General features: G+C 34.7%; 36 protein-coding genes. 1 reads left to right on the top strand and 35 read right to left on the bottom strand.

All coding sequences use genetic code 11. The features are described 5' to 3' along the window. From rpmJ to rpsL, 31 genes are all read right to left on the bottom strand, one after another. Window positions 1–55, bottom strand: a 55-nt coding sequence (rpmJ, locus tag ACI32A_RS10230) for a 50S ribosomal protein L36 (protein ID WP_439752059.1), incomplete at its 3' end; no start/stop codon positions are given. Between the two features lie 130 nt (window positions 56–185). Then, complete coding sequence (locus ACI32A_RS10225) at window positions 186–833, bottom strand: adenylate kinase (RefSeq protein WP_439754960.1); 648 nt, start codon at window positions 831–833, stop codon at window positions 186–188. Between the two features lie 12 nt (window positions 834–845). Next, window positions 846–2,183 (bottom strand): preprotein translocase subunit SecY, encoded by a 1,338-nt coding sequence (gene secY / locus ACI32A_RS10220; RefSeq protein WP_439754959.1) that lies wholly within the window; start codon window positions 2,181–2,183, stop codon window positions 846–848. Next, window positions 2,183–2,620, bottom strand: a complete 438-nt coding sequence (gene rplO / locus ACI32A_RS10215) for a 50S ribosomal protein L15 (RefSeq protein ID WP_439754958.1) — start codon at window positions 2,618–2,620, stop codon at window positions 2,183–2,185. Before rplO ends, secY begins: the two co-directional genes overlap by 1 nt. Window positions 2,621–2,634: 14 nt before the next feature. After that, window positions 2,635–3,144 carry a 30S ribosomal protein S5 gene (rpsE, locus tag ACI32A_RS10210; RefSeq protein WP_439754957.1) on the bottom strand — a complete coding sequence of 170 codons (510 nt, stop codon included), beginning with the start codon at window positions 3,142–3,144 and terminating at the stop codon, window positions 2,635–2,637. A gap of 11 nt (window positions 3,145–3,155) precedes the next feature. Beyond that, on the bottom strand, window positions 3,156–3,512 hold the full coding sequence (gene rplR / locus ACI32A_RS10205; RefSeq protein WP_439754956.1) for a 50S ribosomal protein L18: 357 nt from the start codon (window positions 3,510–3,512) through the stop codon (window positions 3,156–3,158). 19 nt (window positions 3,513–3,531) lie between these two features. Further along, window positions 3,532–4,095 carry a 50S ribosomal protein L6 gene (rplF, locus tag ACI32A_RS10200; protein ID WP_439754955.1) on the bottom strand — a complete coding sequence of 188 codons (564 nt, stop codon included), beginning with the start codon at window positions 4,093–4,095 and terminating at the stop codon, window positions 3,532–3,534. Window positions 4,096–4,114: 19 nt separating this feature from the next. Next, complete coding sequence (gene rpsH, locus ACI32A_RS10195; RefSeq protein WP_439754954.1) at window positions 4,115–4,510, bottom strand: 30S ribosomal protein S8; 396 nt, start codon at window positions 4,508–4,510, stop codon at window positions 4,115–4,117. A gap of 17 nt (window positions 4,511–4,527) precedes the next feature. Continuing rightward, a complete protein-coding gene (locus tag ACI32A_RS10190; RefSeq protein ID WP_439754953.1) occupies window positions 4,528–4,713 on the bottom strand; it encodes a type Z 30S ribosomal protein S14 in 186 nt (61 codons plus the stop codon). A 9-nt stretch (window positions 4,714–4,722) separates the two neighbouring features. After that, window positions 4,723–5,262: a 50S ribosomal protein L5 gene (rplE, locus tag ACI32A_RS10185; protein ID WP_439754952.1), complete on the bottom strand. Its 540-nt coding sequence runs from the start codon at window positions 5,260–5,262 to the stop codon at window positions 4,723–4,725. Window positions 5,263–5,275: 13 nt separating this feature from the next. After that, a complete protein-coding gene (gene rplX, locus ACI32A_RS10180; RefSeq protein ID WP_439754951.1) occupies window positions 5,276–5,584 on the bottom strand; it encodes a 50S ribosomal protein L24 in 309 nt (102 codons plus the stop codon). 12 nt (window positions 5,585–5,596) lie between these two features. Beyond that, a complete protein-coding gene (gene rplN, locus ACI32A_RS10175; RefSeq protein ID WP_439754950.1) occupies window positions 5,597–5,965 on the bottom strand; it encodes a 50S ribosomal protein L14 in 369 nt (122 codons plus the stop codon). Window positions 5,966–5,982: 17 nt separating this feature from the next. Then, a complete protein-coding gene (gene rpsQ / locus ACI32A_RS10170; protein ID WP_439754949.1) occupies window positions 5,983–6,240 on the bottom strand; it encodes a 30S ribosomal protein S17 in 258 nt (85 codons plus the stop codon). Window positions 6,241–6,253: 13 nt separating this feature from the next. Further along, on the bottom strand, window positions 6,254–6,454 hold the full coding sequence (gene rpmC / locus ACI32A_RS10165) for a 50S ribosomal protein L29 (protein WP_439754948.1): 201 nt from the start codon (window positions 6,452–6,454) through the stop codon (window positions 6,254–6,256). After that, on the bottom strand, window positions 6,454–6,870 hold the full coding sequence (rplP, locus tag ACI32A_RS10160; RefSeq protein WP_439754947.1) for a 50S ribosomal protein L16: 417 nt from the start codon (window positions 6,868–6,870) through the stop codon (window positions 6,454–6,456). The genes rpmC and rplP overlap by 1 nt, the downstream gene beginning before the upstream one ends. Beyond that, window positions 6,870–7,694 (bottom strand): 30S ribosomal protein S3, encoded by an 825-nt coding sequence (gene rpsC, locus ACI32A_RS10155; protein ID WP_439754946.1) that lies wholly within the window; start codon window positions 7,692–7,694, stop codon window positions 6,870–6,872. Before rpsC ends, rplP begins: the two co-directional genes overlap by 1 nt. A 10-nt stretch (window positions 7,695–7,704) precedes the next feature. After that, the gene (rplV, locus tag ACI32A_RS10150; protein ID WP_439754945.1) at window positions 7,705–8,040 is read right to left on the bottom strand and encodes a 50S ribosomal protein L22; all 336 of its coding nucleotides are present in this window, start codon (window positions 8,038–8,040) and stop codon (window positions 7,705–7,707) included. 12 nt (window positions 8,041–8,052) lie between these two features. Further along, window positions 8,053–8,331: a 30S ribosomal protein S19 gene (gene rpsS / locus ACI32A_RS10145; RefSeq protein WP_439754944.1), complete on the bottom strand. Its 279-nt coding sequence runs from the start codon at window positions 8,329–8,331 to the stop codon at window positions 8,053–8,055. Window positions 8,332–8,349: 18 nt separating this feature from the next. Then, entirely contained in the window at window positions 8,350–9,183 is an 834-nt protein-coding gene (gene rplB, locus ACI32A_RS10140) for a 50S ribosomal protein L2 (RefSeq protein WP_439754943.1), read from the bottom strand. A gap of 63 nt (window positions 9,184–9,246) precedes the next feature. Continuing rightward, window positions 9,247–9,540 (bottom strand): 50S ribosomal protein L23, encoded by a 294-nt coding sequence (gene rplW / locus ACI32A_RS10135; protein ID WP_439754942.1) that lies wholly within the window; start codon window positions 9,538–9,540, stop codon window positions 9,247–9,249. After that, window positions 9,540–10,169 (bottom strand): 50S ribosomal protein L4, encoded by a 630-nt coding sequence (gene rplD, locus ACI32A_RS10130; RefSeq protein WP_439754941.1) that lies wholly within the window; start codon window positions 10,167–10,169, stop codon window positions 9,540–9,542. The genes rplW and rplD overlap by 1 nt, the downstream gene beginning before the upstream one ends. Further along, a complete protein-coding gene (gene rplC / locus ACI32A_RS10125) occupies window positions 10,169–10,864 on the bottom strand; it encodes a 50S ribosomal protein L3 (protein ID WP_439754940.1) in 696 nt (231 codons plus the stop codon). Before rplC ends, rplD begins: the two co-directional genes overlap by 1 nt. Window positions 10,865–10,879: 15 nt before the next feature. Beyond that, window positions 10,880–11,191, bottom strand: coding sequence for a 30S ribosomal protein S10 (rpsJ, locus tag ACI32A_RS10120; RefSeq protein WP_154461415.1), 312 nt, complete (start codon window positions 11,189–11,191; stop codon window positions 10,880–10,882). Between the two features lie 152 nt (window positions 11,192–11,343). Then, window positions 11,344–11,976: a hypothetical protein gene (locus tag ACI32A_RS10115; protein ID WP_439754939.1), complete on the bottom strand. Its 633-nt coding sequence runs from the start codon at window positions 11,974–11,976 to the stop codon at window positions 11,344–11,346. Further along, on the bottom strand, window positions 11,942–13,264 hold the full coding sequence (locus ACI32A_RS10110) for a M18 family aminopeptidase (RefSeq protein ID WP_439754938.1): 1,323 nt from the start codon (window positions 13,262–13,264) through the stop codon (window positions 11,942–11,944). Before ACI32A_RS10110 ends, ACI32A_RS10115 begins: the two co-directional genes overlap by 35 nt. Window positions 13,265–13,337: 73 nt before the next feature. Further along, window positions 13,338–14,768, bottom strand: coding sequence for an APC family permease (locus ACI32A_RS10105; RefSeq protein WP_439754937.1), 1,431 nt, complete (start codon window positions 14,766–14,768; stop codon window positions 13,338–13,340). Window positions 14,769–14,883: 115 nt separating this feature from the next. Then, the gene (locus tag ACI32A_RS10100; RefSeq protein WP_439754936.1) at window positions 14,884–15,756 is read right to left on the bottom strand and encodes a LysR substrate-binding domain-containing protein; all 873 of its coding nucleotides are present in this window, start codon (window positions 15,754–15,756) and stop codon (window positions 14,884–14,886) included. A gap of 124 nt (window positions 15,757–15,880) precedes the next feature. Then, the gene (gene tuf, locus ACI32A_RS10095) at window positions 15,881–17,065 is read right to left on the bottom strand and encodes an elongation factor Tu (protein WP_439754935.1); all 1,185 of its coding nucleotides are present in this window, start codon (window positions 17,063–17,065) and stop codon (window positions 15,881–15,883) included. Between the two features lie 71 nt (window positions 17,066–17,136). Further along, window positions 17,137–19,233 (bottom strand): elongation factor G, encoded by a 2,097-nt coding sequence (fusA, locus tag ACI32A_RS10090; protein ID WP_439754934.1) that lies wholly within the window; start codon window positions 19,231–19,233, stop codon window positions 17,137–17,139. Between the two features lie 17 nt (window positions 19,234–19,250). Beyond that, complete coding sequence (rpsG, locus tag ACI32A_RS10085; protein ID WP_439754933.1) at window positions 19,251–19,721, bottom strand: 30S ribosomal protein S7; 471 nt, start codon at window positions 19,719–19,721, stop codon at window positions 19,251–19,253. A gap of 25 nt (window positions 19,722–19,746) precedes the next feature. Next, window positions 19,747–20,160: a 30S ribosomal protein S12 gene (gene rpsL, locus ACI32A_RS10080; RefSeq protein WP_320609071.1), complete on the bottom strand. Its 414-nt coding sequence runs from the start codon at window positions 20,158–20,160 to the stop codon at window positions 19,747–19,749. A gap of 193 nt (window positions 20,161–20,353) precedes the next feature. On the opposite strand from rpsL, the gene ACI32A_RS10075 reads away from it, so the two are divergent. Beyond that, on the top strand, window positions 20,354–21,160 hold the full coding sequence (locus tag ACI32A_RS10075) for an HAD family hydrolase (protein ID WP_439754932.1): 807 nt from the start codon (window positions 20,354–20,356) through the stop codon (window positions 21,158–21,160). Here ACI32A_RS10075 and ACI32A_RS10070 read toward each other — a convergent pair. From ACI32A_RS10070 to ACI32A_RS10055, 4 genes are read right to left on the bottom strand one after another with little or no spacing between them, the layout of a single operon-like run. Beyond that, the gene (locus ACI32A_RS10070; protein ID WP_439754931.1) at window positions 21,157–21,732 is read right to left on the bottom strand and encodes an ATP-binding cassette domain-containing protein; all 576 of its coding nucleotides are present in this window, start codon (window positions 21,730–21,732) and stop codon (window positions 21,157–21,159) included. The genes ACI32A_RS10075 and ACI32A_RS10070 overlap by 4 nt on opposite strands. Then, window positions 21,729–22,322, bottom strand: coding sequence for an HD domain-containing protein (locus ACI32A_RS10065; protein ID WP_439754930.1), 594 nt, complete (start codon window positions 22,320–22,322; stop codon window positions 21,729–21,731). Before ACI32A_RS10065 ends, ACI32A_RS10070 begins: the two co-directional genes overlap by 4 nt. Window positions 22,323–22,356: 34 nt before the next feature. Beyond that, window positions 22,357–23,769 carry a signal recognition particle protein gene (gene ffh / locus ACI32A_RS10060; protein ID WP_439754929.1) on the bottom strand — a complete coding sequence of 471 codons (1,413 nt, stop codon included), beginning with the start codon at window positions 23,767–23,769 and terminating at the stop codon, window positions 22,357–22,359. A gap of 5 nt (window positions 23,770–23,774) precedes the next feature. Further along, window positions 23,775–24,386 carry an ABC transporter permease gene (locus ACI32A_RS10055; RefSeq protein WP_439754928.1) on the bottom strand — a complete coding sequence of 204 codons (612 nt, stop codon included), beginning with the start codon at window positions 24,384–24,386 and terminating at the stop codon, window positions 23,775–23,777. Between the last annotated feature and the right edge of the window lie 218 nt (window positions 24,387–24,604).

Raw genomic sequence — 24,604 nt, 5'->3', positions numbered from 1 at the left:
TCTTTATTACTCTGCATTTGTCGCAAATCGGTTTCACAGATGGTCTTACTTTCATGTTTACTAACCTTTCTAATCACGTATTTCCCTGCTAAAATACGCATAAAATTTATGCGGATTTTAACAGAAACGTAATGTTTACTGTTAACGCAAGCAAATTGCGCTTATTTTATTATAAGCGCAATTTATTATTTTTTCAAGATTTCTTTTAAAACAGGCCAAATTTCATCAATAGACTTAGAGGCATCTACTTTTGAAACCATACCTTTTTCTTCATAATATGAAATAACTGGTTCTGTGTTTTTAGAATATTCATCTAAACGCACTTTTAAACTTTCTGCATTGTCGTCTTTTCTTTGTGTTAAAGGAGTCTGACAACAATCACATGTTTCTTCTACTTTTGGTGGTTTTGAATAAATATTATAGATAGCACCACATTTTTTACATGTACGGCGTCCTGTAATACGACGAGTTAATTCATCAAATGGAACATCCATTACAACAATTTTTTCAACAGCTAAATCTGTTCCATTAGTCATTTCTTCAAATGCTTTGGCTTGATCCAATGTTCTTGGATATCCATCTAATAAATACCCATTTTTCTTATCTTCTAAAGTACTTAGAAAATCTTTTACCATTTTATTTGTGATTTCATCTGGAACTAATAAACCTTTTTCAGAATAAGCCTTTGCTTGTAAACCTAATTCAGTTCCTTTCGAAATGTTTTCACGGAAGATGTCACCAGTAGAAATATGATTTAAGTTGAATTCTTCTTTAATTCGATTTGAGAAAGTTCCTTTACCAGATCCAGGAGCTCCCATAATAAAGATATTCATATTATTTCTCCTTTAGTAATAATCTTTATAAGATTTTTGCGTTATTAATCCTTGAATTTGTTTTACAGTTTCAATAGCAACACCAACAACAATAATTAATCCAGTTCCACCAAGTGCCATTGAAGATGATAAATCTGGCCAGAATAAAGTCATTGCGTGTGGCAATACGGCAATCAATGCCAATGCGATTGAACCAAAAACAGTAATACGAGATAATACTCTATTTACATAATTTTGAGTTTCTGTTCCTGGTCGAATACCTGGAATATATTGTCCAGATTTTGCAAGGTTCTTACTAAATTCTTCCGGATTGATTTGCATTTTTGTGTAGAAGAAAGTAAAGAACAAAATTAATACGACATAGATTACCAAAGAATACCATGTTTTTAATCCTAAAAAGTTATTCAATGCTCGTGTAAAATCATTTTGTGAGAAGAAGCTGGCAATTTGTAAAGGAGCCATCATTAATGAACTCGCAAAAATAACAGGGATTACACTTGCTGAATTTACTTTTAATGGAAGATAATCATCATTTTTATTTTTGATGATTTCCAATGAACTAGATGTTTGCTGAATTGGAATTTTTCTTTCAGCTGTATTAATTAATGTTACAAATACAATAATTAATAAATAACAAATAATATAAGAAATAAATAAAGCAATTCCATAATCAGGCGCATCTGCACTACTGATTAAAGTAGAATAAGCTGTAGAAAATTGTTGAGGCAAACGTCCTACAATTCCGGCCATTATAACCATGGAAATACCGTTTCCAATTCCTTTTGTTGAAATCTGATCTCCAATCCAAACCAAAAACATCGTTCCAGCTGTAAAAATAGTAGCGATATATAGAACAGTGGCTAAATTGGTTCCACCTGTTAATAAACTTGGATAGTTTTTTGAAAGTCCATATACCGTAGAAAAAGATTGTACAAAACCAAATACAACAGCTAAATAACGTGTATATTTATCTAATGTTTTACGTCCGCTAGCTCCTGATTTTGATAGTTCAGTTAATTGGGGAATAACATCCATACTTAGTAATTGAATGATGATTGATGCGGTGATATATGGCGTTACACCTAGAGCAAAGACGGAAAATTGTTCTAATCCTCCACCACCCAATAAGTTAATCATTGCGAATAATGAATTCTCTTCTAAACTTTCTACCAATACAGATGTATTCACGTTTGGAACTGTGATGGCAGATCCTAAACGATACACAAGAAAGGCGAACAAAGTAAATAATACTCTGTTTCTAATGTCTTTGTTTGTGATCATTGCACGAATTGACCCAAAGAAACCAAGTGTATTTGATTTTACTCCATTTGCCTTACTTTTTGATGCCATTAAATTACCTCAGCTTTTCCGCCTGCTTTTTCAATTGCTTCTTGCGCTGATTTAGAGAATTTAGCAGCTTGTACAGTTAAATTCTTTGTTAATTCACCATTTCCAAGAACTTTTAAACCAGAAAGTTCTTTTTTGATGATTCCAGTTTCTAACAACAATGCAGCATTAACAACTGTATTGTCTTCAAAACGATTTAAAGTTTCCACATTAACAATTGCATATTCTTTGCGATTGAAATTTGTGAATCCACGTTTTGGTAAACGTCTTGCTAATGGAGTTTGTCCACCTTCAAATCCTAAACGAACTCCTCCACCACTTCTTGAATTTTGTCCTTTTTGACCACGTCCGGATGTTTTTCCATTTCCACTTCCTGGACCACGTCCAACACGGTTACGGTTTTGACGAGGTGCAGTAGAACTCATTGTATGTAATTTCATCTTTTACCCTCCTATTAACCGCGAACTTCTTCTGGTTTCAAGTCACGAATTTCTGCAACTTGTTCAATAGTTCTTAAATTACGTAAACCTTCAAATGTTGCACGAACAACATTAATTTTTGTACGAGATCCAATACATTTTGTAAGGATATCTTTAATACCTGCTAATTCTAATACAGCACGAGCAGCCCCACCAGCAATTACCCCAGTACCATCACTTGCAGGACGCATAAAGACTTTACCAGCTCCATATTCTCCTGTAATTTCATGTGGAATTGTATCGTTGATAACAGGTACTTCGATCATATTTTTCTTAGCATCTTCAGTTGCTTTACGGATTGCATCAGGAACTTCATTTGCTTTTCCTGTTCCAATACCTACATGTCCTTTACGGTCTCCAACTACAACTAATGCAGCAAAACGGAAACGACGACCACCTTTAACAACTTTAGTAACGCGGTTGATAGCAATTACTTGATCTTCATATTCTTTTTGGTCTTTTCTTGGTTTTCTATCTAATGCCATTGTGCGACCTCCTAAAATTCTAATCCAGCTTCACGAGCTGCATCGGCTAATGCTTGAACACGACCAGTGTAAACATATCCACCACGATCGAAAACAACATGTTTAATGTTCTTTTCCAATGCACGTTTAGCAATTTCAGCACCAACTAAACGAGCAGCTTCTTTGTTTCCACCATTTTCTAATTTCATTTCAACACTTGATGCACTTACTAATGTTACTCCATTAACGTCATCAATAATTTGAACATGAATATGAGCATTACTTCTGAATACATTCAAACGTGGGCATTCAGGAGTTCCGCTAATTTTAGTACGTACACGAGCGTGACGACGTAATCTAGTTTCATTACGTGATACTTTATTAATCATATTTTAGTCTCCCTTCCCACTATTTCTTACCAGCTGTCTTACCTTCTTTACGACGAACAGCTTCATCTTTGTAACGAATACCTTTACCTTTGTATGGTTCAGGTTTACGAACAGCTCTAACTTCTGCAGCAAATTGACCAACTAATTGTTTATCAATTCCTTTAATTTGGATATCAGTTGGAGAAACTTTTCCAGCTGCATCTAAACAAGTAACTTCTAATCCTTCTGGAATAGTCATTTCTACTTGGTGTGAATATCCAACAGTTAAAGTCAATGTATTTCCTTTAACAGCTGTACGGAATCCGATTCCGACTAATTTTAAATCTTTTCTGTATCCTTCAGATACACCAACAACCATATTATGTAACAAAGCACGAGTTGTTCCATGCAATTGTTTTGTTACTTTTTGATCATTTGGACGTTTAACAGTGACAACATTTTCTTCAATTTGGATATCCATTAAATCAGAAAACGTACGAGTTAAAGTTCCTTTTGGCCCTTTAACAGTCACCTCATTCCCTGCAGCTACTTCAATTGTAACTCCAGCAGGAATGGTAATCAGTTTATTCCCGATACGTGACATTTCTTTTTCCTCCTATTTATTACCAAACGTATGCGATGACTTCTCCACCTAAGTGGGCTTTACGAGCATCTTTATCTGTCATCAATCCTTTTGATGTAGAAATGATGGCGATTCCTAATCCACTTATTACGCGTGGTAAGTCTTCAACTTTTGAATAAACACGTAATCCTGGTTTAGAAATACGACGCAATCCTTTGATTGCTTTTTCATTGTTTTTGTATTTTAAAGTAATTGTCAATGTTTTCTTAACACCATCTGTTTCCACTGCAAAGTCAGTAATATAACCTTCATCTTTTAAAATTTTAGCAATTGCTTTCTTTTCATTAGATGATGGCATACTAACTGTTTCATGTTTTTGTTGCAATGCGTTACGGATTCTTGTTAACATATCCGCAATTGGATCAGTCATAATCATATTAATATGCCTCCTTCTTACCAACTTGCCTTTTTCACACCAGGAATTTGCCCTTTGTAAGCTAATTCTCTGAAGCAAATACGACAGATTTTATATTTTCTTAAAACTGAATGTGGACGACCACAACGTTCACAGCGAGTATACTCACGAACTTTATATTTTTGAGGACGTTGCTGTTTATTAACCATTGATTTTTTTGCCATAAGATCCTCCTATTTCTTGAAAGGCATTCCCATAGCTTTTAATAAAGCACGTGCCTCTTCGTTAGTTTTAGCTGTTGTTACAATAACAATATCCATTCCACGAGAACGATTTACTTTATCGAAATCAATTTCAGGGAAAATGATTTGTTCCTTAATTCCTAATGTATAATTTCCACGACCATCAAAGCTTGTGTCACTTACACCACGGAAGTCACGAACACGTGGTAAAGAAATATTGAACAATTTATCTAAGAATTCATACATTTTTTGTCTACGTAAAGTCACTTTACATCCAATAGACATTCCTTCACGCAATTTAAAATTCGCAATGGATTTCTTAGCTTTTGTAATAACTGGAGCTTGTCCAGTAATGGCTGTTAATTCTTCAACAGCTTCGTCTAATAATTTAGCATTTGTAATTGCGTCACCTACACCAATGTTAACAACAACTTTATCAATTTTTGGTACTTCCATAACTGATGTGTAGTTGAATTCTTTCATAAGTTGAGGGACAACAACGTTTTGATATCTTTCTTGTAAACGATTCATTTAAACACCCTCCTTATTTAACTTCATTTCCGCTCTTAACAAATACGCGAACTTTTTTACCATCTTTAACTTCCATACGAACACGAGAAGCAACTTTTGCTTTTTCATCGTATAACATAACATTTGAAACATGGATTTTTGCTTCTTTTTCAACAATTCCACCTTCAGGATTTTGTTGAGTTGGTTTCAAGTGTTTTTTCACCATATTAACCCCTTCAACAATAACTTTGTTTTCTTTTGGGAAAGCAGCAGTTACTTTTCCGATTGTGCCCTTGTAAGCACCAGTAATAACTTTAACTTGATCACCTTTTTTAATTCTCACTTTGGACACCTCCTATAACACTTCTGGAGCCAAAGAAACGATCTTCATGAAATCTTTGTCACGTAATTCACGAGCAACTGGCCCGAAAATACGAGTTCCTTTTGGCGTTTTATCATCTTTAATAATTACTACAGCGTTGTCATCAAAACGGATATATGAACCATTTTCACGACGAACCCCACGTCTTGTACGAACGATAACGGCTTTTACTACGTCACCTTTTTTTACAGTTCCACCAGGAGTAGCTTGTTTTACACTGCATACAACGATGTCACCGATATTTGCTGTTTTTCTTACGCTTCCACCTAAACAACGGATAACCAATACTTCTTTAGCTCCGGTGTTATCAGCGACGCGTAAACGACTTTCATTTTGAATCATTGTTTCGCCCTCCTGTATTAAGCACGTGCTTTTTCAGCGATTTCAACTAAGCGGAAACGTTTTGTTGCAGATAATGGACGAGTTTCCATAATCACAACTTTATCTCCAACATGTGCTTCGTTGTTTTCATCATGTGCTTTAAATTTCTTAGAATATTTTACACGTTTTCCATACAATGGATGTGTTTTCTTTGTTTCAACAACTACCGTAATTGTTTTATCCATTTTATCAGACACAACAACACCACGATATACTTTACGAGTATTTCTTTCCATCGAATGGTCCTCCCTATTCTTTATTAGCGTTTTCACGCTCAGTCAAAACTGTTTTAATACGAGCAATTTCTTTTTTTACGGCTTTAATGCGAGCTGGATTTTCTAAATCACCAGTTGCTTGTTGGAAACGAAGATTAAATAATTCATCTTTTAAAGTATCAATTGTTGATAAAAGTTCTTCATTTGATTTTTCACGAATTTCTTTAATTAACATTATTCTACTTCTCCTTTTCTAGCAAAACGCGTTTTTACTGGTAATTTGTGAGCAGCTAAACGAAGAGCTTCACGAGCGATTTCTTCACTAACTCCTCCAACTTCGAACATAACACGTCCAGGTTGTACAACAGCAACCCATCCTTCAGGTGCCCCTTTACCAGAACCCATACGAACTTCAAGAGGTTTTTTCGTTCTTGCCATATGAGGGAAAATACGAATCCATACTTTTCCTCCACGTTTCATATAACGTGTCATAGCAATACGCGCAGCTTCGATTTGGCGGTTACTAACATATGCACCGCTTTCAGCAACCAATCCATATTCACCAAAGTCAATAGTACGTCCTGCTTTACTACGTCCTTCGTAGCTTAAGCGATGAGGTCGTCTATACTTTGTACGTTTAGGCATTAACATTATTCGTTACCTCCTTTGTTTACTTCTGCACCAGCTTTAGCCGCTGCAGCTTTAGGAGCACGGTTTTGTTGACGTCCATCTTTATTAAAGTTACGACGTCCTTTTCCTTTACGTGCAGGTCTTTGTTTTGGAGCTTCTGGTTCTTTTACCATTTCTCCAGGAAGAACTTCTCCACGGCAAATCCAAACTTTAACACCAAATTGTCCATAAGTTGTTTTTGCTTCTTCAATTGCATAGTCAATATCACTACGTAATGTATGTAGAGGAACTACACCTTCAGAATAACCTTCTGAACGAGCCATATCAGCTCCACCTAAACGACCAGAAACAGAAGTTTTAATTCCTTTAGCTCCAGCACGCATTGTGTTTTGAATAGCTTTCTTTTGTGTAGCACGGAAAGATTTACGTCCTTCTAATTCATCTGCAATCCAACGTGCTACTAAACGAGCATCTAAATTTGGATTTGCGATTTCAATAACATTTACTTGAATGTTTTTAGCATTTGTTAATTTTTCTAATTTTTTCTTCAATCCCTCGATTGATTTACCATCTTGACCAATAACAACACCAGGATGTGCTGTACGAATGATCACTGTTAAACGATTTTTAGATCTTTCAATTTCAATACGTGAAATTTGAGGATTAGCTTTACGTTTATCTGCTGCAGCATTTGCTAAATCAGCATAGTATTTTTCGATGAATTCACGAATCTTAACGTCTTCCATTAAAAATGAACCGAATTCATTATCATCAGCGTACCATCTAGATTCCCAATCACGAATCACTCCGACACGCATTCCGATAGGCGATACTTTTTGTCCCATAGCTTACCTCCTAATCTCTTTCAGCCACGACAACTGTAATGTGGCTTGTACGCTTGTTAATTGGACTTGCACTACCTTTTGCACGAGGCATGTAGCGTTTTAATGTGATTCCTTCATCTGCCCAGCAAGCTTTTACAAATAATTTGCTTTCATCTAATTCATTGTTGTTTACCGCATTTGCAACCGCACTGTTTAATACTTTACCAACCAATGCGCCTCCTTTATTTGGAGTAAATTTGCAAATTGCAGCCGCTTCTTCTACGCTTTTTCCACGAATTAAGTCTAAGACAAGTCTAGCTTTACGAGGTTGAATACGTAGTGTTTTTGCAGTAGCTCTAACTTCCATTTTCAATTCCTCCTAACGTTTACCTTTCTTGTCATCACTGGCATGACCAGTATATTTACGAGTTGGAACAAATTCACCTAGTTTGTGTCCAACCATATCTTCTGTTACATAAACAGGAACGTGTTCTTTTCCATTGTATACGGCAAATGTATGTTCTACAAATTGAGGGAAAATTGTTGAACGACGGCTCCAAGTTTTAATGACTTCTTTTTTACCAGATTCATTTAAAGCTTCGACCTTTTTCATTAAATGTTCATCCACAAAAGGTCCTTTTTTCAAACTACGACTCATTTCAATTTTACCTCCTTACTATTTACCGTTACGACGACGAATGATTAACTTGTTGCTAGCTTTTTTACTATCGCGAGTCTTAACACCCAAGGCTTTTTTACCCCAAGGTGTCATTGGAGACTTACGACCAATTGGTGTACGACCTTCACCACCACCATGAGGGTGATCATTAGGGTTCATAACAGATCCACGAACAGTAGGACGAATACCCATATGACGTGTACGACCTGCTTTACCAATGTTAACTAAGCTATAGTCTTCATTTCCAACTACACCAACTGTAGCGCGGCAATTTCCTAATACTTTACGAACTTCTCCAGATTGTAAGCGAAGAGTTACATATTTATCTTCAATACCTAAGATTTGAGCAGAGCACCCAGCTGAACGAGCCATTTGTCCACCTTTACCAGGTTTCAATTCAACGTTGTGAACGATAGTACCTTCTGGCATATTTCTTAATTCACAGCAGTTTCCAGTTTTGATATCTGTTTCAACACCAGAAACAATTTTGTTCCCTACTTTTAAATCTTTTGGAGCGATGATGTATCGTTTTTCTCCATCTGCATATACAACTAATGCAATATTTGCTGAACGGTTTGGATCGTATTCGATTGTAGCAACTTTAGCTGGAACTCCATCTTTGTTACGTTTGAAATCAATAATACGATAAGCTCTTTTATGTCCAGCTCCTTTATGACGTGTTGTAATACGTCCTGTGTTATTACGTCCACCTTTTGATTTTAATGGGGCTAATAAGCTTTTTTCTGGCTTTGAAGCAGTCAATTCTTCATTTGTCAAAACGCTCATCCCACGACGACCAGGTGTCGTTGGTTTATACTTTTGAATTGGCATAAACAATAATCTCCTTCTATACGCAATATTTATTCAGGAAATAGCGTCTTCTCCCTGACTGGATTATTCAGCATCTCCAAATAAGTCGATTGAATATCCTTCTTTTAATTTAACAATAGCTTTGTGAACAGCAGGAACTTTTCCCATATAACGTCCTACACGTTTTGTTCTTTGTTTGCTATTTGATGTATTTACTTGTTCAACTTTTACATTCCAGATAGCTTCCACTGCTTGACGAATTTCAACTTTATTTGTTGATTTAGCTACCTCAAAAGTGTATTTGTTGTCTTCAGCCATTAATTTCATGCTTTTTTCAGTAATGATTGGGCGAATAATTACATCTCTATAATCTTTCATTATGCTAAAGCCTCCTCTACTTCTTTGACGGCAGCAACAGTCATAACGATTTGATTTGCATTCACTAAATCATATACGTTGATGCTTTTGCTTGTTGCAAATCCAACACCTGGAATATTGCGTCCAGATAAAATCACATTTGTTGAATCTTCGTTTTCTCCAAGAACAAACAATGTTTTCTTAGGTGCTTTGATTGCACTTAAAATTGAAACAAATGATTTTGTCTTAGGTTGAGCAATTTCAAATTGATCTAATACGCTCAATGAAGTTTCAGCAACTTTTTCACTTAAAGCAGATTTTAAAGCTAAACGACGAACTTTCTTATTGATTTTATAAGAATAATCACGTTGTGTAGCTCCAAATACCGTTCCACCACCTCTAAATTGAGTGGCACGAATAGAACCTTGACGAGCACGTCCAGTTCCTTTTTGACGATAAGGTTTTCTACCACCACCAGAAACTTCGCTACGACCTTTTGTCGCACTTGTTCCTTGACGACGACCTGCCATCTGCATTTTTAATGCATCATATAAACTTTGTTGGTTTGGTTCAATTCCAAATACCGCGTCGTTCAATTCAATTGAACTAACTACTTGACCATTTTGGTTAATAACGTCGATCATTGCCATTATTCTTGAACCTCCTTACTTGCACTGTAATCTACTAAAGTAACAGGTGCTTTATTTCCTTTTGATGTTTTCGCTGTACGAATCATCACACAACCTTTTTTAGGCCCAGGAACATTTCCTTTTACTAAAACATAGTTATTTTCGCGATCTACTTTAATCACTGTTAAGTTTTGGTTCGTAGTTCTATAACCACCTTCTTGACCAGCCATGATTGTTCCCTTCATGATACGTCCCTGACGAGAAGTAATACCATTTGTAGCCAATGAACCGATATGACGAATATTCTTAGAACCACCGTGTGTCTTAGGACCTTGGTGTGCATTGTTACGAACGATTGTACCGTTATATCCTTTTCCTTTGCTTGTTCCAATTACATCGACTTGTTCTCCTGCTTCAAAAATGTCAACCGCAACTAAGTCACCTACATTAACATCCAATTCACAGTCACGAACTTCTTTAATAAAGCGTTTTGGACTTGTATTAGCTTTTTTACAGTGTCCGATGTTTGCTTTAGTTGTACGTTTTTCTTTGATTTCTTCAAATCCTAACTGAATTGCTTCATATCCATCTGTTTGAGCTGTTTTCTTTTGTAAAACAACATTTGGAGTTGCTTCAATTACAGTTACAGGAATTAATACACCGTCTTCTGTGAAAACTTGTGTCATTCCCAATTTTCTTCCTAATAGTCCTTTCATCTTTAGACACCTCCATTAAAGTTTAATTTCAATGTCTACACCACTTGGAAGTTCAAGTCTTTGTAAAGAATCAATTGTTTCCTTTGTTGGTGCAACAATTTCAATTAAACGTTTGTGAGTACGAATTTCAAATTGTTCACGAGAATCTTTATATTTGTGAACAGCTCTCAAAATTGTAACTACTTGTTTTTCTGTTGGTAGAGGAACAGGTCCAACTACTTTTTTAGCTCCATGCTTTGTCGCAGCTTCGACAATTTTCTTAGCACTATCATCTAAGATTCGGTGCTCATACGCTTTTAAGCGAATTCTCATTGTGTTTTTTGCCATGTGTAACTCCTTTCGTTTATTCTTGATAAACATGCTCCATGCGAATTACCTGACAACACCCATGACAACGGATTTCAGTGGGTCAGCAACCTCGCACTTCCTCGCAATGCTTAAGAATTTTAGCATAATAAAAAGGGCTATGCAAGCCCTTTTTAACAATTTTTTAAGATGTTTTTGAACTTCTTTCGTACCGTAATTACATACAAAATAATCATCATAAATATTGTCAAATCAATATAGGCAGGAACTAAAATCTTCATTAAAATGCAGAAAATAGATGCCGTAATATCTAATTTTAAATACTGATTGTCTTGCGTATAAATAGAATAAAGACGATATCGAACAATATAATTACGAATCAATAAATACAGACAAACACATGCCACAATGGCATCTACACTAAAAGAAATCACAAACGATTGTAGAATGACAGCTTTTAAAAACATTAAAATCATGCAAAAAGACATCATACTGAAAATCGACGCAATATTAAATTTTGTATAGTCTTCTTCTTTAATACGTTCTTTTACTTTTTTATAAGAATTAGATTTTTCCCAGGAACGAATATCTTTTCCTGCATCTTTTGAAATCGAAAGATTTGAAATCTGATCTAAGAAATAACAACCCATGAAATATTTACGTACTTTTGTCCAGTTCTTTTTATCAATGGCATCCATTACCTCTTTGATTTTAGAATCCTGACCTTCTATTGGCTTAAGCGAATTCGTTACCCAATCATATTTTGATAAATCAACCATTAATGATAATTCCTTTTGCTTCTTCAATTTCAACATCCGAATTAAAATATGTTGTTAATGCTTCGATTGCATATGTTGTATCTTTAATCCCCGCTGTTTCATAGGAAGAATGCATAGCCAATTGAGGAAGTCCAATATCTACAGCATGCAAAGAAACTTGCGTATTGGAAAGATTTCCTAAAGTCGATCCTCCAACCATGTCCGAACGATTCGCAAACACTTGTACTGGTACATTGGCATTTTGGCATATTTGTGTAAAAACGGCGCGACTGAATGCATCTGTTGTATATTTCTGGTTTGCACTTTCTTTAATCACAATTCCCTTATTCAAATAATTGCGATTGATGACATCCGATTTTTCCGGGTGATTTGGATGCAGTGCATGTGCATTGTCACAACTTACCAAAAACGACTTGGCAATGGCTTGATAAAATTCTTCTTCTGTTTTTGATAAACCATTGTTAATTCGTTTTAATACATCATATAAGAAAGTGGACATAGCCCCTTGTTTTGTATTGGATCCCACTTCTTCATTGTCAAAACAACAATATACATTAATACCATGTTCATTATTTCCTTGTAAAAACGCTTTTAAAGACGCAAAAGCACACTGTAAATCATCTAACTTCGGTGTCGAAACAAATTCATCTTTATATCCCCAAATTACTGGTTTTTGACGATTCACCAAAAATAAATCCTTTCCCAATATGTCTTTCACTTCAACGCCTAATTCATCGGCAATCATTTGATTAAAAGCGCCTTTCTTTAGTTCTCCCCCTGAAAACAGTGGACAAAGATCTACTTGTCGATTGTATTTATATCCATCATTGACTTCACGATTAAAGTGAATCGCAACATTAGGTATCATTAAAATATCTTTATCAATATATAATAAACGACTTTCAATTGCATTCCCCTGACGAATTAAAACACGTCCCGCTATCGTTAATGGACGATCAAACCAAGTCGAATCAATCATACCACCATATGCTTCCACATCTAAACGCAAATATTCATGAGGCCCTTCTATCTCAGGAATAGATTTCACTTTATAAGTTGGCGAATCTGAATGGGCTGCTGTTAATTGAAAATGATAATGATCGCATAGATTTCCAATTTTAAATGCAATTAAACTCGAATGATTTCGTGTTGTAAAATAGCATCCACCTTTTTCAATTGTCCAAGGTTTTCCTTCTGGTAAATACGTAAAACCAGCTTTTGTTAGATAAGAATCAATTGTTTCAATGCTATGAAACATGCTGGGACTTTTCTGGATAAAATCAAATAATTCTTTTGATGTTTCAATATAATTCATATAAGCCTCCTACTATATTATAAAATTACCACAATAAAGACAAAGAAACCAGTTTCCTGGTTTCTTTAATTAATTAAGCTTTTGCATCTTGAATTTTACGAATTTCAGGTAAAATCAATCCCAATAATACCAATACAATTGGTGTAACAATATTCAAGATCAATGTAAATGTATCCGTTGAGTACATACCTAATACACAACAAGCCAATGTTACGAAGAAACACCAAATTCCAAAGAACAATGCCAAACCATTTGATTTTACGAATTTGTATTCACGTGGATATTTATCTGTAGCTTTTCTTAACATAATATATGCAAAGAATACCCATAAATAACGAAGTGGCATACAAACAGAATTTAATTTGTTCAATTGTGCAATAACTGCATCTCCTCCAGGTACTAACATTTGAACTAAAATAATTGTACCAGATAACACAGCTACCATGATAATACCGTTGACATATGCACCTTTTGAATTTTGTTTTAATAAACCTTTTGGAACATAACAATTGATGTTTTTATCATCTAATAACATACGTAATGGAGCATCGATACTGACAACTAAAGTTGAAAATTGACCAATCGCATTACATGCAGCATAAATCACAACAAATAAGTTTCCAACATGGTAATATTCTCCAACTTTCTGGAATGCCCAATATGCTCCATTGGAAACATATAAGTTAAAGCTTTCAGCGGATTCATTAATAACAGCTGGATCAAACATCATTCCCATTGCTATTGTTCCTAAAATGGCACATATCATAACCATAATTGCTACAGCAATCATTCCTTTAGGGAATCCTTTAGAAGCATTTTCTACTTTATTAACATATGGAGAAATTTTTTCACATCCACCAACCGCAAATACTAAAATTGACAATGAAGTAAAGTAGTTTACATTAAATTGTGGAATCAAAGCTTCTTTAGTGATTTCCATAGTAACATATCCTGCATTCGGATTAATTACTGGTGCCGCAAACATCATGATGATAAATAAAATACTCATCACAAACATACTAGAACCAGCTAATGTTGCCAATTTCTTCAAAGGATTCAATCCTTGACTGGCAACCCAGCAGAAGAAGAATAAACAAATTAAAGTAACTAATTGAATTGCTTTTACTGGAAATGATGAATATGTTTCTGCATTTTGGAAGACCATCCAGCTTAATGCTTTTAATCCACCTGTACTCTTACTTGCAATATACGTAATATGTACAGCAAAATACGTCCATCCTGCGTAATACGCAATTTTCTTTCCTGCTGTTTCAGAAACCCAAGATGTAACTCCACCACCTGAATCTTTAAATGCAGATCCCATTTCTCCGACCATTAATGCATATGGTACAAAGTATAACGCAAACATTAAAATCCAGGAGAAGATAACTTGAATTCCGTTGAAGTACACAAATCCATTTACGACGTTACCAAAACCCCAAAGAGTAGAGAAACACATAAATGAAAGTACGTACCACTTAATTTTCTTTTGAGAATTATCCATTTTACTATTCTCCCCTTTCACTCCAACAATAATCACATAATTTTGCGTTATTGTCAAATGTGTATTGCGTTTTTGTCAATTAATTATAAAAAAAGTGAAATAGAAATGTATTTCACTAAAATTTTGTCTTTAAAACTTCACATGACTCTTTAAATTCATTCATGATTAATTTAATTTCTTCACTTAAATTTTTTTGATACGAAATTCCAATCGGTAAGTCAATAACCGGATTTAAAGATTTGACTATCACTTTTTCGTTTGGAAGCAAAGAAGAATGACGAAAATTAACCGATATCCCTAAACCAGATTCAACTACCGAATATGTTGCATATTCATCGGATGTCATAATTTGCAGATTCGGTTTTATATGATATTTTTGAAAAATTCGGCTGTAATCTGTTTCTTCATTGTAAAAAGGAAAAACACAGCTTTCTTCTTCAAAAATTGATAATGAAATGTTTTCTAATTTAGATAATGGACTCGAAGAAGGAACCCATGCAACGGCTTCGTCCATCCAAAGAGGATGCCATAAAAAATTTCCTTCTCGTTTTGTAATAATAGCAAAATGAAGTTCTCCGTTTTCTACTTTTTTAGCTAAAGTACTACTTGTTCCATACGATAAAGTTACATCAATCTGATTATGTTCCTTCTGATATTGATACAAAATTTCATTAAGCCAGGAATAAATTCGTAAATGTGCTACTCCTATACAAATTTTTAATGGTAAATTTAAAGCCTGTTGTGCTTTTTCTTCAATTTGGTTTCCAGCTTCAATGAATTTTTTTATTGAAGGAAGAAGAGTTTTACATTTTTCGGTAGCAATCACACCGTTGCTTGTTCTTTCCAATAAAGAAAAACCGATTTCTTTTTCGAGACTGGAAATAATACGGCTTACACCAGAAATTGAATATCCTAACTCCGCTGCCGTTTGACTTAAACTTCCTGAATCAATGGTCTTAACTAAGACTTTATATTTCTCGAGTTCCATTTGTTCACCTATGAAAACATTTTCATGTTTATTCTTTCATATTTTTACATTATAAGGAAAACGACACTATTTTCAATAAGAAAATAAAAAAACTGCTCATTGAGCAGTTTAATACAAAAATTTATTATCCAACGATTTCAGTTACAGTACCTGAACCAACAGTGTGTCCACCTTCACGAATAGAGAACTTAGTACCGTTTTCCAAAGCGATTGGAGCAATCAATTCAACGTTGATTTCTACGTTGTCACCTGGCATTACGATGTCAGTTCCTTCTGGTAAAGTGATGACACCAGTAACGTCAGTTGTACGGAAGTAGAATTGAGGACGGTAGTTAGAAGCAAATGGAGTATGACGTCCACCTTCTTCTTTAGTTAATACATAGATTTGTCCTTTGAATTTTGTATGTGGAGTAACTGAACCAGGTTTAGCTAATACTTGTCCACGTACGATTTCAGTACGAGCAACACCACGTAATAAAGCACCAATGTTGTCTCCAGCTTGTGCAACGTCTAATTGTTTATGGAACATTTCCAATCCAGTTAATACTGTCTTACGAGTTTCTTTAATACCAACGATTTCAACTTCGTCATTTAAGTGAGCTTCACCACGTTCAACACGTCCTGTAGCTACTGTACCACGACCAGAAATAGTCATTACGTCTTCAACTGCCATTAAGAATGGTTTGTCAGTTTCACGTTGTGGATCTGGAATCCAAGTATCAACAGCATCCATTAATTCTTCGATAGCACCAACATATTTAGGATCACCTTCTAATGCTTTTAAAGCAGATCCACGAATGATTGGAGTGTCATCTCCTGGGAATCCGTATTCATTTAATAATTCACGAACTTCCATTTCTACTAAGTCAACTAATTCTTCATCATCAACCATGTCACATTTGTTTAAGAATACAACAATTGATCCTACACCTACTTGACGAGCCAATAAGATGTGTTCACGAGTTTGTGGCATTGGACCATCAGAAGCAGCTACAACTAAGATAGATCCATCCATTTGAGCTGCACCAGTGATCATGTTTTTGATGTAGTCAGCGTGACCTGGACAGTCTACGTGAGCATAGTGGCGTTTTTCTGTTTGATATTCAACGTGTGCAGTGTTGATAGTGATTCCACGTTCTTTTTCTTCTGGAGCCCCATCGATTTGGTCATAAGCAGTTGCTTGAGCCATACCTTTTTTAGCTAATACGTTAGTAATAGCAGCTGTTAAAGTTGTTTTTCCATGGTCAACGTGACCGATAGTTCCAATATTAACATGGACTTTACTTCTGTCAAATTTTTGTTTTGCCATTTTAAATTTTCCTCCTAAAATTTGATTATTACATACAGATTAATTTTAGTTTAAACTGTAGTCTTTTTCAACTAGTTTTCTTTCGAATTTTCTTTAATGATCTTTTCTGCAATGCTCTTAGGAACTTCTGCATAATGATCAAACTTCATAGAATATGTTCCACGACCTTGAGTGAAACTACGTAAGTCTGTTACGTATCCAAACATTTCTGATAAAGGAATATTGGCACGTACAATAATTGCATTTCCACGTTCTTCCTGATCTGTTATTTGCCCACGACGACTTGAAACGTCTCCCATTACAGATCCTAAGTATTCGCTTGGTGCAGTTACTTCAACTAACATAATTGGTTCTAAGATAACTGGTTTACATTTTTTACCAGCTTCACGCAATGCGAAACTAGCAGCAATTTTATAAGCCATTTCACTTGAATCGACATCATGGTAGGATCCATCAAACAATGTTGCTTTAACATCGATTACTGGATATCCAGCTATCATACCATTTTCTAACGCTGCTTCCAAACCTTCTTGTGTTGGCTTGATATATTCACGAGGAACAGATCCTCCGACAATCGCATCAACGAATTCAAATCCTTTTCCTTCATTTGGTTCGAATTTGATCCATACATGACCATATTGACCACGACCACCAGATTGACGAACATATTTTCCTTCACAATCAGCAGCTGCACGAATTGTTTCACGATAAGCTACTTGTGGCTGACCTACATTTGCTTCAACTTTAAATTCACGGCGTAAACGATCGACAATGATGTCTAAGTGTAATTCACCTACACCTGCAATGATTGTTTGTCCAGTTTCCTGGTTTGTATATGTTTTGAAAGTAGGGTCTTCTTCAGCTAATTTTGATAAAGCTAATCCCATCTTGTCTTGATCCGCTTTTGTTCTAGGTTCCAATGACAATTCGATAACTGGTTCAGGGAATTCCATTGATTCAAGGATAATTGGTGCATTTTCTGCACATAAAGTATCTCCAGTTGTTGTGTTTTTCAAACCAACTGCTGCAGCGATATCTCCTGAATAAACTTTATCAATTTCTTTACGAGAGTTTGCGTGCATTTGAACAATACGTCCAAAACGTTCTCTCTTACCTTTTGTTGAATTTAATACATAGCTTCCTGAATCAGCTGTTCCAGAATAAACACGGAAGAAAGATAATTTTCCAACAAATGGGTCTGTCATAATTTTGAATGCCAAAGCAGAGAATGGTTCTTCATCACTTGGATGTCTTTCTGCTTCTGTTCCATCTTCCAGTGTTCCCTTAATAGAAGGTACATCTAATGGAGATGGCAAGTAATCTACAACGGCATCCAATACCAATTGAACTCCTTTGTTTTTATAAGCAGAACCACATAATACAGGGAAGAAATCACCTGCACATACGGCAATACGTAATACACGGCGAATTTCATCGATTTCTGGTTCTTCACCTTCAAGTACCATCATCATGAAATCTTCATCATAATCTGCTAAGTATTCTAATAATTTCATTCGGTATTCTTCCATTAGATCCACCATATCTTCTGGAACTTCTACCTCTGTAATAACTCGTCCAAATTCTCCACTGAAATGGAATGCTTTTCTTTCGATGATATCAATGATTCCTTCGAAACTTGATTCCGCTCCAATAGGCAATTGAATTGGACAAGATTTTGCTCCTAAACGATCAATAATTGTATTACAAGACATAATGAAATCTGCTCCAGTCGCATCCATTTTATTTACAAATACGATACGAGGTACTCCATAAGTCGTTGCCTGACGCCAAACTGTTTCTGTTTGAGGTTCAACACCTGCTTTAGCATCTAATACAGTTACTGCACCATCTAATACACGTAAAGAACGTTCTACTTCTACTGTAAAGTCCACGTGACCTGGTGTATCGATGATATTGATACGACATTCGTCTCCTGTACCATCTAATTTTTTCCAATGACAAGTAGTGGCAGCTGAAGTGATTGTGATTCCACGTTCTTGTTCTTGTGCCATCCAGTCCATTGTACTGGCACCGTCATGAGTTTCCCCAATTTTATGGTTAACTCCAGAATAATAAAGGATACGTTCTGTTGTAGTCGTTTTACCAGCATCGATGTGTGCCATGATACCAATGTTACGAGTATTTTTTAAGCTATAATCTCTAGGCATACAACACGACTCCTTTCTTACCAGCGATAGTGAGCAAATGCTTTATTTGCTTCAGCCATTCTATGAGTGTCATCACGTTTTTTAACACTTGCTCCAGAACCATTGGAAGCATCAATGATTTCAGCCGCAAGTCTTTGTTCCATTGTTTTTTCATTTCTTAAACGTGCATAGTTTACGATCCAACGTAATCCTAAAGTTAAACGACGTTCATCACTAACTTCGACAGGAACCTGGTAGTTAGCTCCTCCTACACGTCTTACTTTTAATTCCAATTGAGGCATAACATTTTCTAATGCTTGTTCAAAAACCTCCATGGCTGGTTTCCCAGTTTTAACTTCTACGATATCAAACGCATTGTATAAAATAGTCTGCGCAACCCCTTTTTTTCCATCAATCATGATTTTATTGATTAAACGAGTAACCAATTTGGAGTTATACATAGGATCGACTAATACATCACGTTTGGCAATGTGTCCTTTTCTAGGCATTTAAATTCCTCCTTTCGCGATTGATTTATTTTTTAGGTTTTTTAGTTCCATATAAAGAACGAGATTGTTTACGGTCATTAACACCAGCACAGTCAAGTGTACCACGTACAATATGATAACGAACCCCTGGTAAGTCTTTAACACGTCCACCACGAATCAAAACAACTGAGTGTTCTTGTAAGTTATGTCCAATTCCTGGAATGTATGCAGTAACTTCCATACCATTACTTAAACGAACACGAGCGTATTTACGAAGCGCTGAGTTTGGTTTCTTTGGTGTCATTGTACCAACACGAGTACATACTCCACGTTTTTGAGGAGATGATAAATTTGTTGGTTTAGACTTTAATGAGTTGTAACCACGGTTCAAAGCAGGTGACTTTGAAACGTTTTGACCGGCCTTACGACCCTTACGAATCAACTGATTGATTGTAGGCATAAGAACCCTCCTTTCAAATTTTTAAGTACACACATCCGGGTGTGCCTTTTTCATCCGATAAATTAAGGTTCTAAACAGAACCTTTTTTCGCATGCATTAATAGACTACACGTTCAAAGAATAAATGTCAATGTTTTTTTGATTTTCTTTTTATATAAAATCAAGTATAATACTTAACGAAAGGAAACTTGAACATGAAACATAAAATTGTATTTTTTGATATGGATGGAACGCTCTATCAAACAGAAAATGACATTATTCTTGATTCTTCTTTAGAAGCCATTCAAATGCTAAAAGACAGAGGTTATATTGTCTGTGCTGCAACAGGCCGTCCATTGAATCAATTAAAACTGATTTTAGAAAAAATCACATTTGATTATTATGTCACAATCAATGGAGGATATATACTCGATGCCGAATTAAATGAAATTGATTCTTTTCCCATTGAAAAACAATCTCTAAACGATTTAGTAAATCTTTGTAAACAAAATGAATTTGGTTTACTATTTCATTTTGGAGACGCTTCTTATATCTATAACAACTTCTATCCAATGTATTATTTTTGTAAATACTGTAACGTGTTAGATTCTTTATTTTATGATCAAAGCCAAAGCTATCATAAACGTCACAATGCCTTTGATGCTGTTGTCTTAACAAAAGACAAACACGCAATCGATGAATTTATGGAATCGCATCCTGATTTAAGAAGAGACTTAATCAATGTTAAAACCGATGGATTCTGCTATGATATTTTTAATAAAACAGTCGATAAATCTCACGGCATTGAAATGATTTTAAAACGCGAAAATCTGACATGGAAAGACACCATTTGTTTTGGTGACAGTACAAATGACATCGGAATGCTTGAAAAAGCAGACATTGGAGTTGCCACGGGAACAGCAAGTGATTATGTCAAAAGCTTTGCGAATTTTGTTACAACATCGACTTATAATCATGGAATATACAATGGTGTGAAAAAAATCTTAAATGAAGAAGACTAAATAAATATAAATTCTTCTCCTATTTCTTGTGCTTCCCATTCATCATGTGTTACATAAATTAAAGTAAATTGATATTTTTTCTGATTGAAAATGATAGATTCTATCATTTTCTTTTTTAATTCTTTATCTAAATGTGACAAAGGCTCATCCATTAAAACGACTTCTGGCCGTTTTACCAAAGCCCTTGCCAAAGCAACTCTTTGTCTTTGTCCTCCAGATAAAGTACTTGTTTTTTGATATAAAAAATCATCACAGGAAACATCTTTACTGACAGATAGAATCTGTTTTTCCATTCCTTGTTTTTGATTGACTCCCATAGCAATGTTTTGATATGCCGTTAAATGATCAAACAGAGCATCTTGTTGAAAAACATAAGACAATTTCAGGTGTTCCTTTTTTTCAATTGAACCAGAATCCATGGATTCCAGTCCCGCTAAAATACGAAGCAATGTTGTTTTTCCGCTTCCACTTTTTCCTTGTATAACAATTCTTTTATTGTCTTTAAATTCATAGGAAAAATGATTTAAAACAACATCCGTATATGATTTACAAACATCAATTGCTTTGATCATATTTCCACGTCCTTTATAATATTTTGTTTGTCCACATTTTGTTGAACAATTGATAAAATATAATCATATAAAATCGTTGATCCCATCTTTGTTTTTTCTTGACGTTTTAGAATTTGAGAAACAGATACGTGATTTTTTTTCCACATCGTTCCTTCATCAGCATCGTTTAATATGATTGGAAGTAAATTATCCATGGCATGGGCAAATTTTGCTTCCATGGTTTTATTCTCCTCAAATTCAAGCCACAAACTTTTCAGAAACTTTCCTTGATCTTCTGGCAATAAAGAAAAAAGACGCTCACTTGCCAAGTATTCTTTTTCAAAAGCATTTTGTTGTCCTTTTTCATCATAGGCATACGTATCACCGGCATCAATTTCCACGATGTCATGAATCAACAACATGGAAATGGTCTTTGATACATCGACTTTTCCATTAGCATATTCATTTAATAATAAACAAGCCAATGCTATATGCCAAGCATGTTCAGCATCGTTTTCCATATGCAAGTCCGTGCAACGCGTCTGTCTTTTAATACTTTTTTCTTTATCCATTTCCAATAAAAATTGAATTTGTTTTTCTAATCGTTCCATAATTTCTCCTAAGAAAAAAACTGGCTAACCAGTTTTATTTCTTTTTCTTCTTTTTTGATTTTTTTGTTTTTTTACTACCAGAATGCTTGCTCATTCCCTGCATTCCTCCACCACGCTGCATATTTTGTAGCGCATTCATGTTTGGCATTCCATTTTTCATCATTTTAGAAACAGCCTGCATTTGTTCAATCTGGTTAATTAATTTGTTAATTTCCATAACCTTAACCCCAGCTCCCCTGGCAATACGATTTTTTCGACTTGCTTTTAAGCAACTTGGATTTTCTCTTTCATATGGAGTCATAGATTGAATGATAGCACGATTTTTCCTTAAATTTTTATTCATAGCCTCATCATCAACATTATTGGCCATCTTATTCATTCCAGGAATCATCTTTAACATTTTCTGCATAGAACCCATTTTTGTGATTTCATCATATTGATTTAATAAATCATTAAAATTAAAAGTTCCTGCCATTAAATTCTTTGCAGTTTTTTTCTGGATATCCATATCCAGTTTTTCTTCTGCTTGTTCCACCAGTGAAACAACATCACCCATTCCTAAAATACGATTTGCCATTCGATCCGGATGAAAAGCTTCTAAATCATCAACTTTTTCTCCACTCGAAACAAATAAAACAGGTACATTAGTAATAGAACGAACTGACAACAACCCACCACCACGGGCATCGCCATCCATTTTTGTAACAACCAAACCAGTTATCGATAATTGTTCGTTAAATTCTTTTGCTACTGTAACAATGTCTTGTCCTGTCATTGCATCTACAGTCAAAAGAATGTCGTCTGGAATAATGAAAGACTTCATGTCTTTTAATTCATTCATCAAAGCATCGTCAATGTGTAATCGACCAGCTGTATCAAAAATCACTAAATCTTTTTGTCGATCCTTAGCATATGCCATTGCTTTTTTAGCAGTCGTTAATGCATCAACTTGTGTTCCCAAACTAAATACTTCAACATCTATTTCTTTTCCCAAAGTTTTTAATTGTTCGATTGCAGCAGGACGAATCACATCACAAGCTACTAATAAAACTCGCTTTGATAACTTTTCTTTGCAATATTTAGCAATCTTACTGGAAGCTGTTGTTTTACCAGTTCCCTGTAAACCAACCATCATCACAGTTGTAATACCTGTTTTCTTAAAATTAATACGTGCATCAGAAGTTCCCAATAAAGTCTGTAATTCATCACGTACAATTTTTACAACCATTTGACCAGGATTTAAAGAATCCATAACTTCCTGTCCCAATGCTTTTTCTTTAACATTTTGAACAAAATCCTTTACAACCGCATAATTTACATCGGCTTCTAATAATGACATACGTACTTCTTTGAGCATGTCATTCATATTTTTTTCTGTTAATTTACCTTGACCAGATATATTTTTAAACGCTTTACTTAAGCGATCACTTAACGATTCAAATGCCATAATTTTCACCTCTTGTCTAGTTTATCGGATTTTTTTCTAAAAAACAATGTGTATGAGTCATCAAATAAAATCTTCAAAATAATTTTAAATAAAAAATCAAAAAGAAATACAATCACTAAAATCCAAAGTGTCCAAGCCATAACTTTGTCTACTTCAAAATTAACACGTGAATATTGAATTTGTCTTCCAATTCCATTTTGTACTTGTCCTAGAATTTCTGCCATGATACCAACTTTAAAACCTAAAGAACTACAAGATATTAAACTCGAATATAAACTTGTTTTTAATAATGGAAAATATATCCACCGAATTTGATAATAATAAGATTGATGATAAATAATCATAATATCTTTCCATTTTGTTTGAATTTCTTTCAAAGTCGAAATAACATTTTGATAAATAATTGGAAATAATAACAAAAAAGAAACAAGAAAAACAGTCATTTCTCGAGAAATCCAGAATAATAATAAAATAATAATAGTCACATTTGGCAGGCTTCGAAATATCAATAAAATCTTTGAAAAGATTTCATCAATCCATCTCCATTTTAATGCAATAAAGGCAAAAAACAGTCCACAAAATAAAGATACAAGAATACTCGTTAAGATTCGAAACAAAGTATAGAGTGTAGAAACATAAAATGTTTTTGAGAATAAAAAAGAAAACATTTGTTGAATAACTAAAACAGGAGACGGAAGAATGAATATATTATTTATAGAATATGCAGCAAGTTGCCATATCATAAAACAAACAAAAAGAAATAGAAACCATGATTTTATATTTTTCATATTCTTTTTCTCCATATCGTATTGATTCTATCATTTTGAAAAGAAAA

Source organism: Floccifex sp. (genome assembly GCF_051873555.1).
In the GTDB taxonomy this organism is placed as follows: domain Bacteria; phylum Bacillota_I; class Bacilli_A; order Erysipelotrichales; family Erysipelotrichaceae; genus Floccifex.
The sequence above is the reverse complement of the archived record's forward strand: the minus strand, read 5'-3'. Positions and strand labels throughout refer to the sequence as shown.

Excerpts from the sequence above, each read along its gene's own strand:
- ACI32A_RS10075 (WP_439754932.1), top strand. The coding sequence starts at position 20,354 with ATGAAACATAAAATTGTATTTTTTGATATGGATGGAACGCTCTATCAA.
- ACI32A_RS10065 (WP_439754930.1), bottom strand. The coding sequence starts at position 22,322 with ATGGAACGATTAGAAAAACAAATTCAATTTTTATTGGAAATGGATAAA.
- rpsQ (WP_439754949.1), bottom strand. The coding sequence starts at position 6,240 with ATGGAAAGAAATACTCGTAAAGTATATCGTGGTGTTGTTGTGTCTGAT.
- tuf (WP_439754935.1), bottom strand. The coding sequence starts at position 17,065 with ATGGCAAAACAAAAATTTGACAGAAGTAAAGTCCATGTTAATATTGGA.
- rpsG (WP_439754933.1), bottom strand. The coding sequence starts at position 19,721 with ATGCCTAGAAAAGGACACATTGCCAAACGTGATGTATTAGTCGATCCT.
- rplD (WP_439754941.1), bottom strand. The coding sequence starts at position 10,169 with ATGGCAATGATCGACGTTATTAACCAAAATGGTCAAGTAGTTAGTTCA.
- ACI32A_RS10190 (WP_439754953.1), bottom strand. The coding sequence starts at position 4,713 with ATGGCAAAAAAATCAATGGTTAATAAACAGCAACGTCCTCAAAAATAT.
- rplV (WP_439754945.1), bottom strand. The coding sequence starts at position 8,040 with ATGGAAGTTAGAGCTACTGCAAAAACACTACGTATTCAACCTCGTAAA.
- rpsL (WP_320609071.1), bottom strand. The coding sequence starts at position 20,160 with ATGCCTACAATCAATCAGTTGATTCGTAAGGGTCGTAAGGCCGGTCAA.
- ACI32A_RS10100 (WP_439754936.1), bottom strand. The coding sequence starts at position 15,756 with ATGGAACTCGAGAAATATAAAGTCTTAGTTAAGACCATTGATTCAGGA.
- rplR (WP_439754956.1), bottom strand. The coding sequence starts at position 3,512 with ATGATTAATAAAGTATCACGTAATGAAACTAGATTACGTCGTCACGCT.
- ACI32A_RS10225 (WP_439754960.1), bottom strand. The coding sequence starts at position 833 with ATGAATATCTTTATTATGGGAGCTCCTGGATCTGGTAAAGGAACTTTC.
- rplF (WP_439754955.1), bottom strand. The coding sequence starts at position 4,095 with ATGTCACGTATCGGGAATAAACTGATTACCATTCCTGCTGGAGTTACA.
- ffh (WP_439754929.1), bottom strand. The coding sequence starts at position 23,769 with ATGGCATTTGAATCGTTAAGTGATCGCTTAAGTAAAGCGTTTAAAAAT.
- rpsJ (WP_154461415.1), bottom strand. The coding sequence starts at position 11,191 with ATGGCAAAAAACACAATGAGAATTCGCTTAAAAGCGTATGAGCACCGA.
- rpsE (WP_439754957.1), bottom strand. The coding sequence starts at position 3,144 with ATGGCATTAGATAGAAAACCAAGAAAAGACCAAAAAGAATATGAAGAT.
- rplC (WP_439754940.1), bottom strand. The coding sequence starts at position 10,864 with ATGAAAGGACTATTAGGAAGAAAATTGGGAATGACACAAGTTTTCACA.
- rplE (WP_439754952.1), bottom strand. The coding sequence starts at position 5,262 with ATGAATCGTTTACAAGAAAGATATCAAAACGTTGTTGTCCCTCAACTT.
- fusA (WP_439754934.1), bottom strand. The coding sequence starts at position 19,233 with ATGCCTAGAGATTATAGCTTAAAAAATACTCGTAACATTGGTATCATG.
- ACI32A_RS10105 (WP_439754937.1), bottom strand. The coding sequence starts at position 14,768 with ATGGATAATTCTCAAAAGAAAATTAAGTGGTACGTACTTTCATTTATG.
- ACI32A_RS10070 (WP_439754931.1), bottom strand. The coding sequence starts at position 21,732 with ATGATCAAAGCAATTGATGTTTGTAAATCATATACGGATGTTGTTTTA.
- secY (WP_439754959.1), bottom strand. The coding sequence starts at position 2,183 with ATGGCATCAAAAAGTAAGGCAAATGGAGTAAAATCAAATACACTTGGT.
- rpsC (WP_439754946.1), bottom strand. The coding sequence starts at position 7,694 with ATGGGACAAAAAGTATCGCCTATCGGAATGCGTGTCGGAGTGATTCGT.
- rplB (WP_439754943.1), bottom strand. The coding sequence starts at position 9,183 with ATGCCAATTCAAAAGTATAAACCAACGACACCTGGTCGTCGTGGGATG.
- rplO (WP_439754958.1), bottom strand. The coding sequence starts at position 2,620 with ATGAAATTACATACAATGAGTTCTACTGCACCTCGTCAAAACCGTAAC.
- rpmC (WP_439754948.1), bottom strand. The coding sequence starts at position 6,454 with ATGTTAATTAAAGAAATTCGTGAAAAATCAAATGAAGAACTTTTATCA.
- ACI32A_RS10110 (WP_439754938.1), bottom strand. The coding sequence starts at position 13,264 with ATGAATTATATTGAAACATCAAAAGAATTATTTGATTTTATCCAGAAA.
- rpsH (WP_439754954.1), bottom strand. The coding sequence starts at position 4,510 with ATGATTATGACTGATCCAATTGCGGATATGTTAACAAGAATCCGTAAC.
- rplN (WP_439754950.1), bottom strand. The coding sequence starts at position 5,965 with ATGATTCAAAATGAAAGTCGTTTACGCGTCGCTGATAACACCGGAGCT.
- rplW (WP_439754942.1), bottom strand. The coding sequence starts at position 9,540 with ATGAAAGATTATAGAGATGTAATTATTCGCCCAATCATTACTGAAAAA.
- rplP (WP_439754947.1), bottom strand. The coding sequence starts at position 6,870 with ATGTTAATGCCTAAACGTACAAAGTATAGACGACCTCATCGCTTAAGC.
- rpsS (WP_439754944.1), bottom strand. The coding sequence starts at position 8,331 with ATGAGTCGTAGTTTGAAAAAAGGACCTTTTGTGGATGAACATTTAATG.